Annotated in this window: 14 protein-coding genes; 7 read left to right on the top strand and 7 right to left on the bottom strand. The window is 70.3% G+C overall.

Annotated features, from left to right (window positions below; all coding sequences use genetic code 11):
* The first annotated feature begins 39 nt into the window (after positions 1–39).
* Together Pka01_RS35400 and Pka01_RS35395 are read left to right on the top strand one after the other, a co-directional pair.
* Positions 40–828, top strand: coding sequence for an oxidoreductase (locus tag Pka01_RS35400; RefSeq protein ID WP_203887351.1), 789 nt, complete (start codon positions 40–42; stop codon positions 826–828).
* A gap of 159 nt (positions 829–987) precedes the next feature.
* On the top strand, positions 988–1713 hold the full coding sequence (locus Pka01_RS35395; protein ID WP_203887350.1) for an alpha/beta fold hydrolase: 726 nt from the start codon (positions 988–990) through the stop codon (positions 1711–1713).
* Positions 1714–2043: 330 nt separating this feature from the next.
* On the opposite strand, the gene Pka01_RS35390 is transcribed toward Pka01_RS35395, so the two are convergent.
* Complete coding sequence (locus tag Pka01_RS35390; protein ID WP_203887349.1) at positions 2044–2841, bottom strand: MBL fold metallo-hydrolase; 798 nt, start codon at positions 2839–2841, stop codon at positions 2044–2046.
* Between the two features lie 96 nt (positions 2842–2937).
* Between Pka01_RS35390 and Pka01_RS35385 the strand changes: the two genes are divergently transcribed.
* Positions 2938–3546: an ABATE domain-containing protein gene (locus Pka01_RS35385; RefSeq protein ID WP_203887348.1), complete on the top strand. Its 609-nt coding sequence runs from the start codon at positions 2938–2940 to the stop codon at positions 3544–3546.
* A gap of 239 nt (positions 3547–3785) precedes the next feature.
* On the opposite strand, the gene Pka01_RS35380 is transcribed toward Pka01_RS35385, so the two are convergent.
* Both Pka01_RS35380 and Pka01_RS35375 read right to left on the bottom strand, forming a co-directional pair.
* Positions 3786–4424, bottom strand: a complete 639-nt coding sequence (locus tag Pka01_RS35380) for a hypothetical protein (protein ID WP_203887347.1) — start codon at positions 4422–4424, stop codon at positions 3786–3788.
* Positions 4425–4467: 43 nt separating this feature from the next.
* A complete protein-coding gene (locus Pka01_RS35375) occupies positions 4468–5301 on the bottom strand; it encodes an NAD(P)H-binding protein (RefSeq protein WP_203887346.1) in 834 nt (277 codons plus the stop codon).
* A gap of 124 nt (positions 5302–5425) precedes the next feature.
* Here Pka01_RS35375 and Pka01_RS35370 point away from each other — a divergent pair, with 124 nt between their 5' ends.
* A complete protein-coding gene (locus Pka01_RS35370) occupies positions 5426–6448 on the top strand; it encodes a helix-turn-helix transcriptional regulator (protein WP_203887345.1) in 1023 nt (340 codons plus the stop codon).
* Here Pka01_RS35370 and Pka01_RS35365 read toward each other — a convergent pair.
* Positions 6445–6951: a monooxygenase family protein gene (locus Pka01_RS35365; protein WP_203887344.1), complete on the bottom strand. Its 507-nt coding sequence runs from the start codon at positions 6949–6951 to the stop codon at positions 6445–6447. The two genes, Pka01_RS35370 and Pka01_RS35365, sit on opposite strands and share 4 nt — an antisense overlap.
* 458 nt (positions 6952–7409) lie before the next feature.
* Here Pka01_RS35365 and Pka01_RS35360 point away from each other — a divergent pair, with 458 nt between their 5' ends.
* Positions 7410–10613, top strand: a complete 3204-nt coding sequence (locus Pka01_RS35360; RefSeq protein WP_203887343.1) for an ATP-binding protein — start codon at positions 7410–7412, stop codon at positions 10611–10613.
* An 85-nt stretch (positions 10614–10698) separates the two neighbouring features.
* Here the strand turns inward: Pka01_RS35360 and Pka01_RS35355 are convergent, their stop codons facing one another.
* From Pka01_RS35355 to Pka01_RS35345, 3 genes are all read right to left on the bottom strand, one after another.
* Entirely contained in the window at positions 10699–11574 is an 876-nt protein-coding gene (locus tag Pka01_RS35355) for a bile acid:sodium symporter family protein (protein WP_203887342.1), read from the bottom strand.
* Positions 11575–11648: 74 nt separating this feature from the next.
* The gene (locus Pka01_RS35350; protein WP_239115897.1) at positions 11649–12227 is read right to left on the bottom strand and encodes a class I SAM-dependent methyltransferase; all 579 of its coding nucleotides are present in this window, start codon (positions 12225–12227) and stop codon (positions 11649–11651) included.
* Positions 12228–12230: 3 nt separating this feature from the next.
* Complete coding sequence (locus tag Pka01_RS35345) at positions 12231–12446, bottom strand: 2TM domain-containing protein (protein WP_203887341.1); 216 nt, start codon at positions 12444–12446, stop codon at positions 12231–12233.
* Between the two features lie 109 nt (positions 12447–12555).
* Between Pka01_RS35345 and Pka01_RS35340 the strand changes: the two genes are divergently transcribed.
* Complete coding sequence (locus tag Pka01_RS35340; protein WP_203887340.1) at positions 12556–13353, top strand: alpha/beta fold hydrolase; 798 nt, start codon at positions 12556–12558, stop codon at positions 13351–13353.
* 2 nt (positions 13354–13355) lie between these two features.
* Positions 13356–16175, top strand: a complete 2820-nt coding sequence (locus Pka01_RS35335) for an MFS transporter (protein WP_203887339.1) — start codon at positions 13356–13358, stop codon at positions 16173–16175.
* Positions 16176–16210: the final 35 nt, after the last annotated feature.

The following is a 16210-nucleotide window of genomic DNA, read 5'->3' as shown; positions in this document are numbered from 1 at the left end:
GTCGCGGGGGCGGGGCCGCGTGCCGCAGAAAGGTCCGTCATGGAGCTGAACCTGTCAGGCAAGACAGCCGTGGTCACCGGCGCGAGCAAGGGCATCGGGCTGGCGATCACCCGGGCGCTCGCCGCGGAGGGCGTCAGCGTGACCGCCGGAGCGCGGCACGTCAGCGCCGAGCTGTCCGAGCTGGCGGCGGGGGGCCGCGTCCGCCCGGTCGCGGTGGACCTCGCCACCCCGGACGGCCCGGCCGAGCTGGTCGAGGCAGCAGGCGCCGCCTTCGGCGGCCTGGACATCCTGGTCAACAACGTCGGCGCGGTAAGCCCGCGCCCCGGCGGCTTCGCGTCCGTCACCGACGTGGACTGGCTCGCCACCCTGACCGTCAACTTCCTGTCCGCGGTGCGGGCCACCCGCGAGGCGCTGCCGCTCATGCTCGGCCGCGGCGCCGGCACGATCGTGTCCGTCAGCTCGGTCAACGCGTCGCTGCCGGACCCGCTGGTGATCGACTACAGCGCCGCGAAGGCGGCTCTGGCCAGTTTCAGCAAGTCCCTGTCGAAGGAGCTGGGCCCGCACGGGATCCGGGTCAACACCGTCAGCCCCGGGCCGGTCGCCACCGACCTGTGGCTCGGCGCGGACGGCGTCGCCGCCACGCTCGCCCGCCACAACGGCGGCGAGTCGCAAGCGGTGGCGAAGCAGGCCGCCGCCGACTCGGTCACCGGCCGGTTCACCCGCCCGGACGAGGTCGCCGACCTCGTGGTCCTGCTCGCCAGCGAGCGCGCCGGCAACGTCACCGGCGCGGACTTCGTCATCGACGGCGGCCTGATCGGCACCCTGTGACCCGGGCGGACTGCGGCGCTCACCTCAGCGTCCGCTACAACGGCACCTGCACGACTTCATGATGCTCAACCCCGTCCGCTCGACCGCGGCGGCAGGCGCCGCCGTCATCCAGGCCATCGAGGTACTCGAGGCCGCCCTGACCTCCGGAAAGGCGAACTCATGACCACCACAGAACAGCCCGCCGTCGTCCTCGTCCACGGCGCCTTCGCCGAGTCGGCGAGCTGGAACCGCGTCATCCAGCGCCTGCACGGCCGCGGGCTGACCGCCGTCGCGGCGGCCAACCCGCTGCGGAGCGTGGAGGGCGACGCCGCCTACGTGCGCGACGTGATCGCCGGCATCGGACGGCCGGTCGTCCTGGTCGGCCACTCCTATGGCGGCATGGTGATCAGCCAGGCGGCGTCCGGCAACGACGCCGTGCAGGCACTCGTGTACGTCGCCGCCTTCGCACCCGAGCTCGGAGAGAGCGCACTGGTGCTGTCCGGCAAGTTCGAGGGCAGCAGCCTGGGTGGCGCACTGGTCGCCTACCCGGTCTCCTCCGGCGGCAACGAGTTCCGGATCGCCGAGGACAGGTTCCACCACCAGTTCTGCGCCGATCTCGACGCTGATGAGGCCGCCCTGATGGCGGCGACCCAGCGCCCGGTCACCGAGCAGGCGCTGACCGACGGGCTGACGGTGAGCGAGCCGGGTTGGCGTGCCAAGCCGTCCTGGTTCGTCCACGGTGATGGCGACCTCAACATTCCGGCCGAGGCGCTGAGGTTCATGGCCGAACGCGCGGGCTCGCGCGGAACCCGCGAGATCGCGGGCGCCTCCCACGCCGTCGGGGCGTCCCAGCCCGACGCCGTGACCGCCTCCATCCTCGACGCCGTCGGCCACGTACAGGCCTGACCGAAGGCGGGCGTGGTCGGGCACGCGGCGAATGAGAACCTGCCCGACCACGGCTGCTCGCGCTCGCGGTTCATGGCGCTGGACGATCGCTGACGCGGCCCCCCTCCGTCAGGCCTTGCCACTGGACAGCCGCGCGAGGTGACGACAACGCTGACCACAATGTCGACCACCACGGCCACACGCTGGGCACCGTAGAGCACCGTCCAGCCCGAGGTCATGGGCGGTCAGCTCAAGGGCCTGGTAGAAGCAGGGCACGAGGCCGGCATCGGTTCCGGTGGACATGTGATCGGCTCGTTCTCTGTCGTTCTGGCACGGCGCCGTGGCGGCGGTTCAGGCTGAGGAGCGCTGCGTCCAGTCCTGGTCCAGGCGGTCGGCCAGGCCCGCGGCGGTGAAGGCGGCCTCCAGGTCCTCGCGGCCCTCGGTGAAGTGGGCCCAGCTGTCGTGGTGGGCCGGGACGACACGGCGGGCGTCGAGGATCCGGGCGGCCTCGGCGGCCTGCGCGCTGTCCAGGACGATCAGGTTGCCGTCGAAAAGCGTGGGAAAACGAGGTGCGCCGGCGAACAGGATGGCGGTGTCCACCGGGGCGAAGCGCTCGGCGATCTCCCTGACGGCGTCGAGGGAGGCGTTGTCGCCGCTGACGTAGACCGTCGGCAGGCCCTCTCCGGTCAGGACGAAGCCGACGACCTGGCCGGTGAAGGGCTCAACCTCCGCGCGCGGGCCGGGGCCGTGGATGGCGGGAACACCGGTGACGGTGACAGTGCCGCCGCCTGGGCGCTCCAACTCGACCGTCTCCCAGTCGGCCAGGCCCTTGACCTTCTGCCCGAGGCGCTCGCCGCCGCTGGGGGTGGTCAGGGTGAGGGGGACGTCGGCGAGTAGGGCACGGCCGGAGGTGTCGAGATTGTCGGCGTGCTCGTCGTGGGAGAGCAGGACCACGTCGATGGGGCCGAGATCGGCGGGGGTGCCGGTGGAGGGGGCGGTCTTGGTCAGGACCGGACGACCGGGCCGGCCGTAATCGCCGGGGCCGTCGAACGTCGGGTCGGTCAAAAACCGCAGGCCGCCGTACTCGAACAAGGCGGTCGGGCCGCCGTACGTGCGGACCGGGAACTGATCGGCATTGAGCTGGGACATCACGTCTCCCTCATTTCTCACGAAAAAAATCTGTGTTTAACGTGACACCAGCCTAGGCGGGCATCACGGAAAAATGCAATCGCTACCATGAGAGGCATGGACGACACCCTGGCCACCGACACGGCGCAGACCGCTCTGCCCCCAGCTCCAGGTGCCGACCAGTACCGCTCCCTGGACTTCGCCGACACCGCCGCGACCCTGCCCGCCGGCCAGAGCTACGACCTGCTCGCCACCCCCGGATCCGCCATGCGCTGGCTCGCCGCCCACGACCTGACCACCCCGGACGTGCAGCTGTACGAGGTGTGCGCACAGCGGATGCGCGCGCTTCGCGCGCACGTACGCGTCCTGTTCGCCGCCCGAGTCGACGGCACCACCCCGCCCGAAGACTCCCTGCGCGCGGTGAACGAGGCACTCACGGCTGTACCCACCGCACCCCTCCTCGCCTGGGACGGGGCCCAGGGACTGCGCCGCATCCAGGCACACCCCATCGACCGGGCCGTCAACCACGCACTGGCGACCCTCGCCGCCGACGCCGCCGACCTGCTCACCGGTCCCGACGCCGGCATCCTCGCCGCCTGCGGCTCCGCCCCCTGCGACCGGTTCCTCATACGCACCCATGGCCGGCGCCACTGGTGCTCCACCCGCTGCGGCGACCGCGCCCGCGCCGCCCGTGCCTACGCCCGGCGCAGCGGGAGCACTGGTTAGGTCGACCCTGCCCCTGACCACAGCACCTGAACAGCCCGAACGCCCCGAGCCGATCACGGCCGGGGCGTTTTGTTTGGTTTGACGACAACGTCCGTGAGAGATGGGCACAGGCGGCGCCCTCGGTGCCGTTCGGCCTGTTCAGCCACATCGAGGCGATTGCGACCTTGTTGGATCAGTGGCGAGGCCGCACCCATGATGTGCGGCCGGATTCTCGCGCTGACGATGATCGTTTTCCCAGTTCACTGGGACTTGTCTTGGATCTCCCAGACGTGGTCGAGGACGTGCCAGGCGAAGCGGCGGGCGGCGTAGGCCGGCGGCCAGCCTCCTGCGGCGAGTGGCATGCCGTCGGCGGGGTTGCCGAGGATGTCGATGACGGCGTCGCGGAGGGCTGCCACGGCGTCATGGTCGTCGGAAGTGAACGGCCTGTGGCGGATGCCGATCTTGCGGGCGTAGACGCGTTCGGTGTCGATGACATGGGTGACGATCTCGTCGCGGTCGCGTCCTCCGCCGCGGGGACCCTTGCGCAAGACGGGAGAGGCGGATACGGCCAGGTGGTCGAGGCAGGCCCAGGCGGCGCGCAGGATCGCGGCGGTCCGCGCGGCGGCCTGGGTGGTGTAGGGCTTCGCGTCCTCGTCGACGGCGACGGCGGGGGCGCCCCAGTCGGTGGTGTTGACACCCGCCACTCGCGCGACGACCTCCGGGGTGCCGGGGTCGAAGGACAGCCCGGCCTGTTCGGTGATGAGCCGGTAGCGGTCGGCGTAGGCGGTCAGCGTAGCCACCGCGTTGTCCTCGGTGGTGCCGATCCGTGCCCAGCCGGGCCAGTCCAGCGAGCAGGCGACGATCTTCTTGGTGCCTTTTTCCACGTAGATGCGGGTCATGGGGAGGCTGTCTCCTTGGTTCCGGGGCGGCGGGTCAGGGGTCTTAGAAGGCGGTCGCGCGGTCGAGCACCCATTCGCGGTAGCTGCGCGCCGGGCGGCCGGTGACCTTCTCGACGTCGGTGGTGGTCGGCGCGGCGCGGCCGACGGATTCCGACCAGACTTTGAAGATCCCGTCGAGGATCGGGGCCGGAACGTGCGCGCTCATCGCCTGCCGCACCGTCTCGGCGGGCAGTTCGGCGAACCGGATCGGCCGGCCGAGCACCTCGCCGAGGATCCGGGCCTGCTCGGCATGGGTCAGCGACTCCGGCCCGGTCAGCTCGTAGACGCGGCCCGCATGCCCGTCCTGGGTCAGTGCCGCGGCGGCGACGGCGGCGATGTCGGCCTCGTGGACCGGCGCGGCTGCCGCCTCGGCGTAGGCGCCGCGCACCACGTCGCCGGACTTGGTCTGCCCGGCCCACATCAGGGTGTTGGCGGCGAAGACGTCCGGCCGCAGGAAGGTCCACTCCAGGCCGGAGGCTCGCAGGGCCTGCTCGATCTCGGCGTGGTACGAGGCGATCGGCCCGTCCTGGACCTCATCGTCGTCGGAGACGGCGCCGGAGGACAGCAGCACCACGCGGCGCACTCCGGCCTGTCGCGCGGCGGCGACGAAACCCGGTCCGCTGCCGGGGACGGCGAACAAGAACACTGTGTCCGCGCCGGCCAAAGCCGTGCCCAGCGACGCGGCGTCGGCCAGGTCACCGGCGACGACGTCGACTTCGGCCGGCCATACCGCGTTCTGCGGGCGACGGGTCAGCACACGGACCGCGCGGCCGTCCTCGACCAGCAGGTCCAGCACGTGGCGGCCGACGTTTCCGGTGGCTCCGGTGACGAGGATCATGACGTTCTCCCTTGGCTTGCGCGGTTCTGCCATGGCCTGTTCGGGCCGGCAAGGGAGACACTAGGAAACCCTGAGGACAGGTTCTGTCCTCGATTGACGGCGATTCCCAAGGAGTTTTCCGCGAATGCTGGAGACCTCGGCGCGGCTGCTACGCCTGCTGTCCATGCTGCAGTCCCGGCCCGACTGGCCTGGTCCGGAACTGGCCGACCGGTTGGGAGTGACGACGCGCACGGTTCGGCGGGACGTCGATCGGCTGCGCGAACTGGGTTATCCGGTCGAGTCCGCCACCGGTACGGCGGGCGGCTACCGTCTCGGCGTCGGCGCTGCCCTCCCACCGCTGCTCCTGGAGGACGAGGAGGCCGTTGCCGTGGCCGTCGGGCTCCGTGCCGCCGTCACCGGCTCGGTCTCGGGGATCGAGGAGACGTCGCTGCGCGCGCTGGCCAAACTCGAACAGGTCCTGCCCTCGCGCCTGCGCCACCGGGTGGCGGCGATGCAGTCCGCGATCCTGCCGCTGACCGGCCCTGGACCGGCGGTGGACGCGAACCTGCTGGCAGCCTTGGCCGCCTCCTGCCGCGCCCATGAGGGGATCCGTTTCGGCTACCGGCAAAGCACGCGCCGCGTCGAGCCCTACCGTCTGGTCCACACCGGCCGCCGCTGGTACCTGCTGGCCTTCGACCTGGACCGCGATGACTGGCGCACCTTCCGTGTCGACCGCATCGACGCCGCACCACAACCCGGTCCACGCTTCGCCCCCAGACCGGAGCCGGGCACGGACCTGGTCGCCTTCGTCTCCGATGCCCTGTCCTCAGCCCCCTACCGCTTCCAGGCGAAGATCTTGTTCCACGCTCCGATCGAAGTTGTCGCCGAGCACACCTCACCCACCGCCGGGCGCCTGGAGAAACACGACGACCGCTCCTGCCTTTTCTACGCCGGCGCCGCCTCATTGGACCAGATCGCTGTCTACGTGGCGCTCAAAGGCATCGATTTCCAGGTCCTGGAGCCGCCCGAACTCAGAGACCATGTTCGGACGCTGGCAGCGCGTCTGAGCCGCGCCGGCGAAGAACTCTCAGTCGACGATGTACCGGATCTCCGGCAGGAGAGTGACTCATCCGCTGTGAAAGAAAAGCCCTGTATGAGACACAGCTAGGACTCGTAGAGGTCGGTCTCGCTCAGGACCGGGCTGCCGTGCTCGGTGCGTCCCAGGCGAGCCGCGGAACCGAACATGGGTCCACGAGCGCGCCGGATCCCGGCGAACCGTCCGAACCCGAGCGGCTTGGGCACGTCGTCGTAGACGGCCTCCATGCCGCCCCTGATCGAGTACGTCTCGTGCCAGAAACCGGTCCCGCCCGAGTCCCGCAGGAAGTCCAGCCACCACTCCCGATGCGGCTCGGACCGGGCAAAGGCGAGCAGCGACGGCAGGTCCCGCCAGTACTGGCGCATCCCCATGTTCATCGGGAAGAACGAGTAGTACACGGGCTCGTGCAGCAGCAGCCCGTCCGGCTTGCCCGCGACCGACTCACTGATCTTCCGGCCGAAGCTGAAGAAGGTCCTGATCCCGTACAGACGATTCACCCGCATGCCGAGGTACAGGACAATGAGGTCGGGATAGGCGGATAGATCGACGGTCTGCCGGTTCACGCGAGTCGGCATCCAACGCTCCTTATGGCTCGGTTACGCAGGGGCTGGTGTGGGAGGCAGGTCATGTACCTGCGCGGACGGGTCGTCGCTTTCAAGGAGGTCACGGCGAGCGTAGGACCGCCTCATCGGCGCCCCAGCCTCAACATACGAATGCGGACTTGACTACTACTGAACGAATATCGGAAGTAGTGAACGGCGACTTCCCTGTCGCCCGAACGGCCGCCCGGGTCGCAGCCGTTGCCGCCCACAAACGTACGCATCTAAAGGTCGGCACCACCTGGTGCTCGCCGCGACAGACGTGCTCGATCACGCCTTTCCGGCAGTTCCGCTCGTGCCTTCAACCCGGCCTGGGTGGCGTGTCCGCCGCCCCTTCTGCGACCAATCCTGGACCAGTAGACTCGGTGCGCACTGCGGTCCGAAGCGGGTCGCAGGCGGACAAATTTGTACTGCCCATCCGGGAGTCGACAGACGTGACTGGGCCGGCCCGTCCCGTTAGGCCCGACGGCGAAGGTCTGTTGGTCGGCGCCGGTTCGCTGCGCCTGCAGATCCTCGGTCCGTTGCGGTTGTGGCGCGATGGCGTCGAACTGGACGCCGGCCCCCGACAGCAGGCGCAGCTGTTGGCCCTGCTCCTGGCGCGCGTGGGCCGTCCCGTCAGCACGAGAGAATTGATCGACCTGATCTGGGCCGAGGACGCCCCCGCCAGCGCGCTCAACATCATCCAGAAGTACGTCGGGGCGTTGCGGCGGGTGCTCGAACCCGCGGTCCCCGCCCGGGCAGCCGGTACGTACCTGCACCGCCGCGGCGACGCGTACGTGTTCAGCGCCGGACCCGGCACGCTCGACCTCGTCACGTTCCGGGAACTCCTCGAAGCCGCCCAGGCCGCCCTCGCCGAGCAAGCTCGCGAAGTGGCGCTCGACCACTACGTCACAGCGCTCGGCCTCTGGCAGGGACCCGCGGGGGACGGACTTTCCTATGGATCGATCGCGATGCCGGTCTTGGCCGCCCTCGACGACGAGTTCCACGTCGCCTGCGCGGCAGCGGCCGAACTGGCCGTGGCGTTACATCGACCGGAGCGAGTGATCCCGCCGTTGCAGTTGGCCGCGTCGATGGCGCTGTTCCACGAACCCGTACATGCCGGCCTCATCACCACCCTCGGCGCAGCTGGACGGCAGGCGGAGGCGCTGTCAGCGTTTCACGCGGTCCGTGACCGCCTCGCCGAGGAGCTCGGCATCGACCCCGGCCCGGCGCTGCAGGCCGCGCACCTGCGTGTGCTGACGCAGGCCTCAAGTCCGCCGGTGGCGACGAGCACGGAGAATGACGGTGACCGGGCGCCGGCGAGGCAGGCGGCCGGACTGGTCGGCAGGGGCGAGGAACTCGGCGTACTGCGGCAGGCCATCGAGGCGGCGCTCACCGGCCGGACCGGGCTCGCCATCGTCGAAGGCGAACCGGGCTCGGGGAAGACGCGCCTGCTGGAAGAGGCCGCCGCCGTCGCGGACCGGCGCGGCGCGCTCGTCGTCTGGGCTTCCTGTTTGGAGGGCGACGGAACACCGTCGATGTGGCCATGGGAGCAGGCACTCACCGTTGTCGTCGACAGCCTGCCCGCGTCGGCGCGTGAGAAGTGGCGGGCCGGCGAACTCGGTCGTCTCCTCGAATCCGGAGACGATGACGCCGCGCCGCCGGTTGCCGGCAGCCGTGCCCAGTTCCGCCTGTTCGAGCAGGTCGTCACTGTCATCGGCCAGGCTTCGGCCGAACAGCCGATGCTACTGGTCATGGACGATCTTCAATGGATCGATGCCGCCTCGCTCCAGCTGTTCAGCCACATGGTGGGCCGGCTACCCACCGGCACCGCGATCATCGGCGCCCTTCGCGACCGCGCACCGACACCCGGCTCCGACCTTTCGCGGGCACTGGCCGCCGCCAGCCGGCTGCCCAGCCACCGCAGGATCCGGCTCGGCCCGCTCGGTCTGACCGCCGTGGCCGAACTCATCCGCCGCGAGACCGGCCACGAACCCAGCACGGACATCGCCCACAACATCCACGTCCGCACCGCCGGCAATCCCTTCTTCGTCCGCGAACTGGCGCGGCTTCTCAGCGACCGTGGCGCGCTCGGTGACGGTGACGCGTCGGCCCGTGCCGGGGTGCCGTCCACCGTGCGAGACGTCGTCCGCGATCGCATGGCCGGCCTCGACGACAACGCTCGCGACCTCTTGCAGGTCGCGGCGCTGATCGGCCGCGACGTCGACCTCGGCTTACTCGCCCGAGCCGCCGGCGCCGACGTCGCGGACTGTCTCGAACGCCTCGAACCGCTGCGCGCGCTCGGCCTGCTCGAATCGGAGCCGGAGGACCCGTTCGCGTGGCGCTTCGCGCACGACCTGGTTCGCGAATCGGTCACGGAGACCACGGCGCACGGGCGGGCAATCCGGCTGCACCTGCGGGTCGCGGACGCGCTCGAAGAAGGCCAGGCGGACGACGAGTCCATCACCGAACGCCTCGCCTTCCACCTGTGGGCCGCCAGGCCCCTCGCCGACCCGGTTCGTACCGCGGAGGCGCTGAAGCGCGCAGGTCGCCGCGCGGCGGCCAAGCTCGCTTTCGCCGCCGCAGATCGGCACCTGGAATCAGCCGCCCAGATCGCGCGGACCGCCGGGCTCCCGGAACTCGAGCTCTCCGCCCTCTCGCTCCTCGCCATCGCCCCGCGTCGGCAGGCCGGGTTCGGCGGCACGACTTTCGATCTGCTGGAGCGAGCGGAACTTCTGGCCCGCCAACTCGGCCGGGAGGTAGACGCCGCGGGCCTCCTGTTCGCTCGCCTGTTCGGGGCCTACACCTTCCTCGAGTGGGACCGGGTTCGTCTGGTCCGCCGGCTGTACGACCAAGGGGAGGCGTCCTCCGATCCGGTCGTCCGGGTGTACGGCCGGCAAGCCTGGGGCCTGCATCAGTGGGACATCGGCAACATCGGCGTGGCATACCGGTGCTTCAGCGAGAACGACCCCGCCCTTCTCGACGGGGTCGTCTCCTCGCACAGCGAGACCCCGATCCGGCGTGACGTCTCGGGTGAGTGGCCCGGCTGGCTGGCCGTCGTGACGGCGCTACACGGTGACGTCGAGACGGCGGGGGCCATGATCGACGAGTGGAACGGCCCCGACGACTCGTATGCGGTCGCGACCTGGGCCTACTACATCACCATCATCGCCTCGATGGCCGGTGACGCGGGCTGGGTGATACGCACGATCGACCGGTGGACGGCCGTGGGCACCGGCCGCGCCGCCATTCAGCAGGAGCACTACATCCGGCTGAACTGGTACTGGGCCCGTGCCCTCGCCGGTGACGACCCGGCCGGTATCGCGGCGGAGGCCGAACAGCTCGTGGCCGGGACGCTGGTCGACCCGCCGCGGTGGGGCGTCGCGTACCACCACGGACTGCTCGCCGAGATGTGGTTGGCCGCCGGTAGGCCGGACAAGGCGGCCATCGCCCTCGACCGAGCGGACCAGGCACTGGAGGCCTACGGCCAACGCTACGCCGAAGGACTTGTCCTGCTGCTGCGGGCGCGCCTGCTCCACGCCCGCGGCGAACCCGCCGAAGTCGTACGAGCCGCTGCCGAAAAAGCCCGCGACCAGTCCAGCGAACGCGGGTCTCACCTCTTCGCCCGCCGCGCAGAGAGGTTCCTTGCCGAGCTTTGATCGCACTGATCAGCACGAGCGACACCGTCGGCGGAGCCGCCTTCGGTGTCGGATCACGACATCAGGCCACACGGGCCGAGAAGGGTCACAGGGCGGACCTCGTTCGCGTTCGACGGCTGATCAACCAGCCGAACCCGGGCGCCGTGAAGAACATGACAATGCCGTACACCGCGCCCGGGATGGCGATCTCGGCACTGTTCAACAGCGCCGGGCTCAGCGCGATCGTGATGGCGAGCGCGGTGTTGTGGATGCCGATCTCGAACCCGGCCGCGGTGGCCGCGCCGTGGTCGACGCCGGCCAGGCGCGGCACGCCGTAGCCGATCAGCAGGCTCACGATGTTGAAAGCCAGCACGGCCAGCCCCACCGAGACGAAATAGTCGACGAGGTTCTCCCGCTCCCCGTACAGCACTGCGGAGATGACCGTGACGAGGACCACGACTGACAGCACCCGGACGGGGAGGTTGAGCCGCTGCGCCACCCGCGGTGCCAGCGCGCGCACGAGCATCCCGATCGCGACCGGCCCGAGCACCATCACGAAGACCTGCTGCAACTTGTCGAACTGCAGCCCGAGGGTGGCCCCGCCGGGGAGGAAGTACCCGGCCGAGAGGTTCACCACGATCGGCAGGGTGACCACGACCAGCACCGAGTTGACCGCGGTGAGCGTGACGTTCAGCGCGACGTTCCCGCCGAACAGGTGACTGAACAGGTTGGCCGTGGGGCCACCGGGCGACGCCGCGACCACCATCATCCCGACCGCCAGTTCCGGCGGGAGCCGGAACGCCACCACCAGGCCGAAGCAGATCGCCGGCAGCAGCACGACCTGGCACAGCAGCGCGACCACGGCCGCCTTCGGATACTGGCCCACCCGCCGGAAGTCGTCCAGAGTCAGGCCGAGACCCAGGCCGAGCATGACGATGCCGAGGGCGAAAGGCAGACTGGCCAGGACCAAGGGGGAATCCATGGCGGACATTCTGGGGCCTACCGACAAGTTCTGGCAGTCTGTGCGGAAGAGCGACTGCTCGCCGACCTGACCGTTCAGCGGGTGTTGGGGCGACGGCAGTAGTAGACCAGCGCGGGCGGGAGGTTGGCCCACACCGTCCGGCTGACGACGACCTCGTCGAAGCGTGACCGCAGTGATCGCAGCAGCACCCGCGCGGGTGGTGCCCATCGGGCGTGCACGTACGCGAAGGTGGTGAACACGCCGTGCGGCGGCAGCGCGGCGGACACCGAGGACAGCACGTCACGCTGCCTCTTCTCGGAGAACGCCGCCCACGGAAGGCCGCTGACCACGACATCGGCCTCGTTGAGCCCGCGCTGCGTGAGCACCGTGGCAAGGCCGGCCGCGTCCGCGGTCACGACGTCGACCGCCGGATGGAGTTCGGCCAGCCGCCATGCGAACCGCGGGTTGATCTCGACGGCGATGTGCCGGCCGCGACCCGCGAGGCGCCGCTGGATGGCGCCGGTGAAGGCGCCGGTGCCCGGACCGAGTTCCACCACGACCGGGGAACCGGTCCGGGGCACCACCGCCGTCGCGGCCATGGCCAGCGCCGGACCGCTCGGCGCGACCGCACCGACCGTCATGGGGGCGCGCACGAACTCGGCGAAGAACGACACGGCTCAGTACTCGGTTCTGGATTTGGGCGGCGAGTAGACACCCCAGAAATGGAAGGCCAGCCCGATGCCCCAGAAGACGATCGACCACAGGGGCCAGAAAAAGTGGTCGGGGTCGTAGACCCACCACACGATGACCTGAGCCAGATTGCTCAGGACGTAGAAGAGCAGGTGGAACCGCAGGCCCCAGATCCGGGTGCTTTCACTTTTCGCCGATTTCATGGCCGCAGGCTAAATCGGCGTACTGGACGACGATTGAATCGCTCGTTCAGTGATCGTCAAGTGCCTGGAATCAACATTGACCGCAATTCGAGGTGAAAGGTACAACATCATGACGACGACTCGCCGAGCTGTGCTGGCCGGATCCGCCGCGGTCGCGACCGGCGCGCTGCTGGGAACGTCCGAGGCGCAGGCGCATTCCCGGACGGAAGCCAAGCCCAAACCCACGGTGGTCCTCGTGCACGGCGCGTTCGCCGACGCCTCCGGGTGGAACGACGTCGCCGCCAAGCTCATCCGCGACGGCCATCCGGTCATCGCGCCCGCGAACCCGCTGCGCAGCGTGGCCACCGACTCGGCCTACCTGGCCAGTGTTCTCGCCACCCTCAGCGGCCCGATCGTCGTGGCCGCTCACTCCTACGGCGGGATCGTCGCCACGAACGCCGCAGCCGACAACCCGAACGTGAAGGCACTGGTCTACGTGGCCGCGTTCGCCCCCGACGAGGGTGAGTCGCTGCTGGAACTGCAGACGAGGTTCCCGGGCAGCAAGCTCAACGAGGCGGCGCTGGACTTCCGCCCCTACGGTGGGGGCCTCGTCGACGGCTACATAAAGAAGGAGTTCTTCCACGACGTCTTCGCCGGTGACGTACCGAAATCCACCACCGACCTGATGCACGCCGGCCAGCGGCCCGCCGACGCCCGCACCCTCGGGGAGCCCTCCGGAGCCCCGGCGTGGAAGACCGTTCCCTCCTACTACCTCGTCGCCAGGAACGACCAGGTGCTGCCCGCCGAGGCGCAGCGGTTCATGGCGCGGCGGGCCGGGTCGCAGGTGCGCGAGGTAGGTGCCTCGCACGTCGCGATGATCTCCCAACCCGCCGTGGCCGCCGACCTCATCAAGCACGCGGCCCGCTGACCATGTTCGTCCGCGCGTACGAAGGTCAGTGCGCTGCCGAGGAGAAGCGGCACACCTCCGCCGAGAAGCCCGCCGTCAACCCCAGGCTCGCTCTGTTCGCGCTGGCGCTGGGCACCTTCGCGATCGGCACCGGCGAGTTCGGCAGCAACGGCATCATCCAGCTCTTCGCCGCCGACCTGGACGTGTCGATCCCGGTCGCCACGTATGCGATCACCGCCTACGCCTTCGGGGTGGTGATCGGTTCTCCGCTGATCACTCTGCTCGCCGCCCGGGTCAACCGGCGCACGCTGTTGCTCGGCCTTGTCGTGCTCTTCCTGGTGGGCAATGGGCTGTCCGCGCTGGCGCCGAATGTCGTGCTGCTCGTCGTCTTCCGCTTCGTCGCGGGCAGCGTGCAGGGGGCGTTCTTCGGCGCCGGGTCGGTCGTCGCCGCTTACGTGTACGGGCCGGGCAAGGGCGGCAAGGCGTTCGCCACCGTGATGGGGGGACTCACCGTCGCCACCATCGCCGGGTCGCCGCTCGGCACCTTCGTCGGCCAGCACGCCGGGTGGCGTGTCATGTACTGGACCGTGGTCGCCGTCGGCCTGCTGGCCGGCATCGCCCTGGTGGCCTGGTTGCCCCGTACCGACGACCTGCACGGCAGCCCCGTCAGTAGCGAGCTGAACGGCCTGCGCCGGATCAACGTCTGGCTGATGGTCGCCGTCGCCTCGCTCGGCATCTCCAGCATCTTCGCCGTCTACACGTTCATCGGCCCCTTCGTCACCGACGCGGCGCGGCGGGACGCCGCGCTCATCCCGGTCGCCCTGGCCGTCTTCGGCCTCGGCATGGCGGTCGGCAACCACCTCGGCGGGCGCGTCGCGGACCGGTACGAGCACCGGGGCCTGATCTGGGGGTACGGCGGTGTCCTGGCGCTGTTGGTGCTGATCGGCGTGGCGGGCGGCGATTTGCTGGTCCTGCTGCCGTGCCTTTTCGGCGTCGGCGTGACCATGATGTTCGCGATCCCCACCATCCAGGTCAGGCTGACCGGCTTCGCGCCGGACGCCCCGACCCTGATGGGCGCGCTCAACCTGGCCGCCCTCAACCTCGCCAACTCCCTCGGCGCGATCGGCGGCGCGGTCACCCTGGAGGCCGGTTGGGGCACCTTGTCCACTGTCTGGGCCGGTTTCGTCCTCACGTCGGCGGGTTTGCTCTTGTACGTCGTGACCGTCGCCCGGCCGAAGCGCCGCCGTCCGACCGGACCGGCCCTCGACGACGAGCAGTTCCGCCGCCTTGCCGGATACGGCGAGGAGGAGCATGTCGAGGCCGGCCGGAACCTGTACACCTCCGGCGACGACTCCTACGACTTCTTCCTGCTCCGGACGGCGACGGTGGACATTGTCCGGGACGCGACGGCGATCGAGCCGGAACGCCTGATCTACCGAGGCGGCCCCGGAGACTTCCTCGGCGAGCTCAACCTTCTGACCGGACAGCAGGTCTACCTGACCGCCCGGGTGACGTCCGCGGGGGCGGTCATCCGGATCGGGGCGGCGCGACTGCGCCGGGCCCTTGCTGAGCAGGACGACATCGCCGGACTGCTGCTCGCGGCGTTCCAGGAGCGGCGCGAGGTCTTCCGCGCGGCGGCGGGCGGCGCTCTGGAGATCGTCGGCCGGCCGGACTCCGCGGAGACCCTGGAACTGCGCGGCTACGTGACGCAGATGCTGCTGCCCCACACCTGGCGCAGCGCCACCTCACCCACCGGGCGCTCCCTGATGACCTCGGCCGGGCTGACGGAGGCCGACCTCCCGGCGGCCGTCGCCAACGGATCGGTGGTGCGGCGCGCGACGCCGGGAACGGTCGCGCAGACGCTCGGCCTCACGTACCGGGACGGCGGAGGACCGGTCGACCTCGTCGTCGTGGGTGCCGGTCCCGCGGGCCTGGCCGCCGCCGTGTACGGGGCGTCCGAGGGCCTGGTCACCGTGCTGCTGGACCGGAGCGGGCTCGGCGGCCAGGCCGCCACGAGCGCCCGCATCGAGAACTACCTGGGCTTCCCGGACGGGGTCAGCGGCGTGAACCTGACCCACCTGGCCATGGTCCAGGCCCTCAAGTTCGGTGTACGCATCCACTCGCCCTGCGCTGCGAAGGGCCTCGACCTCTCCGACGAGCGGCGGCCGGTCGTCGTCCTGGAGGACGGGGTCCGCGTCGAGTGCCGCGCGGTGATCGCCGCCACCGGCGCCCGATACCGGCGTCTGGACATCCCCGGATGGGCGGCGTTCGAGCAGTCCGGCTGCATCCGGTACGCCGCGACCGAGCCGGACGTCCGGGGCTACGAGGGCCGGCCGGTGACCGTCGTCGGCGGCGCCAACTCGGCCGGGCAGGCGGCCCTGTCCCTCGCCGCCCGCGGCGCGACGGTCGATCTGGTCGTCCGCGGCCACGACCTCGCAGCCCGCATGTCGTCCTACCTGACCGACCGGATCCAGGCCCATTCCCGGATCCGAGTCCACACCGGCAGCACGGTCAGCGAACTGGCCGGCGGCGACACCCTCACGTCGGTCGTCGTCGAACGGCCCGGCGAGCGGCCGCAACGGCTGGCCAGCCGTGCGCTGTTCTGCTTCGTCGGCGCCGACCCGGTGTCGGGCTGGCTGACCGGAGTGGCCAAGGCAGAGGACGGGTTCGTGCTCACCGACGTCGGACTGCCCGCCGGATCGGCCTTGCCGTACCAGACGAGCGCACCCCGGGTCTTCGCGGTCGGCGACCTGCGCTCGGGTTCGACGAAACGCGTGGCCACGGCCGTCGGCGACGGCGCGAGCGCGGTCTCGTCCGTCCACGCTGCGCTCGCGGGAGATTGACGTACGCAGCTGCCACACCAGACACCGGTGACCGA

The organism is Planotetraspora kaengkrachanensis (assembly GCF_016862895.1).
Lineage (GTDB): Bacteria > Actinomycetota > Actinomycetes > Streptosporangiales > Streptosporangiaceae > Planotetraspora > Planotetraspora kaengkrachanensis.
This window is presented reverse-complemented; position numbering and strand designations above follow the sequence as displayed.

Coding starts and splice junctions, on each gene's coding strand:
- Pka01_RS35400 (WP_203887351.1), top strand. CDS start 40: ATGGAGCTGAACCTGTCAGGCAAGACAGCCGTGGTCACCGGCGCGAGC.
- Pka01_RS35395 (WP_203887350.1), top strand. CDS start 988: ATGACCACCACAGAACAGCCCGCCGTCGTCCTCGTCCACGGCGCCTTC.
- Pka01_RS35390 (WP_203887349.1), bottom strand. CDS start 2,841: ATGTCCCAGCTCAATGCCGATCAGTTCCCGGTCCGCACGTACGGCGGC.
- Pka01_RS35385 (WP_203887348.1), top strand. CDS start 2,938: ATGGACGACACCCTGGCCACCGACACGGCGCAGACCGCTCTGCCCCCA.
- Pka01_RS35380 (WP_203887347.1), bottom strand. CDS start 4,424: ATGACCCGCATCTACGTGGAAAAAGGCACCAAGAAGATCGTCGCCTGC.
- Pka01_RS35375 (WP_203887346.1), bottom strand. CDS start 5,301: ATGATCCTCGTCACCGGAGCCACCGGAAACGTCGGCCGCCACGTGCTG.
- Pka01_RS35370 (WP_203887345.1), top strand. CDS start 5,426: ATGCTGGAGACCTCGGCGCGGCTGCTACGCCTGCTGTCCATGCTGCAG.
- Pka01_RS35365 (WP_203887344.1), bottom strand. CDS start 6,951: ATGCCGACTCGCGTGAACCGGCAGACCGTCGATCTATCCGCCTATCCC.
- Pka01_RS35355 (WP_203887342.1), bottom strand. CDS start 11,574: ATGGATTCCCCCTTGGTCCTGGCCAGTCTGCCTTTCGCCCTCGGCATC.
- Pka01_RS35345 (WP_203887341.1), bottom strand. CDS start 12,446: ATGAAATCGGCGAAAAGTGAAAGCACCCGGATCTGGGGCCTGCGGTTC.
- Pka01_RS35340 (WP_203887340.1), top strand. CDS start 12,556: ATGACGACGACTCGCCGAGCTGTGCTGGCCGGATCCGCCGCGGTCGCG.
- Pka01_RS35335 (WP_203887339.1), top strand. CDS start 13,356: ATGTTCGTCCGCGCGTACGAAGGTCAGTGCGCTGCCGAGGAGAAGCGG.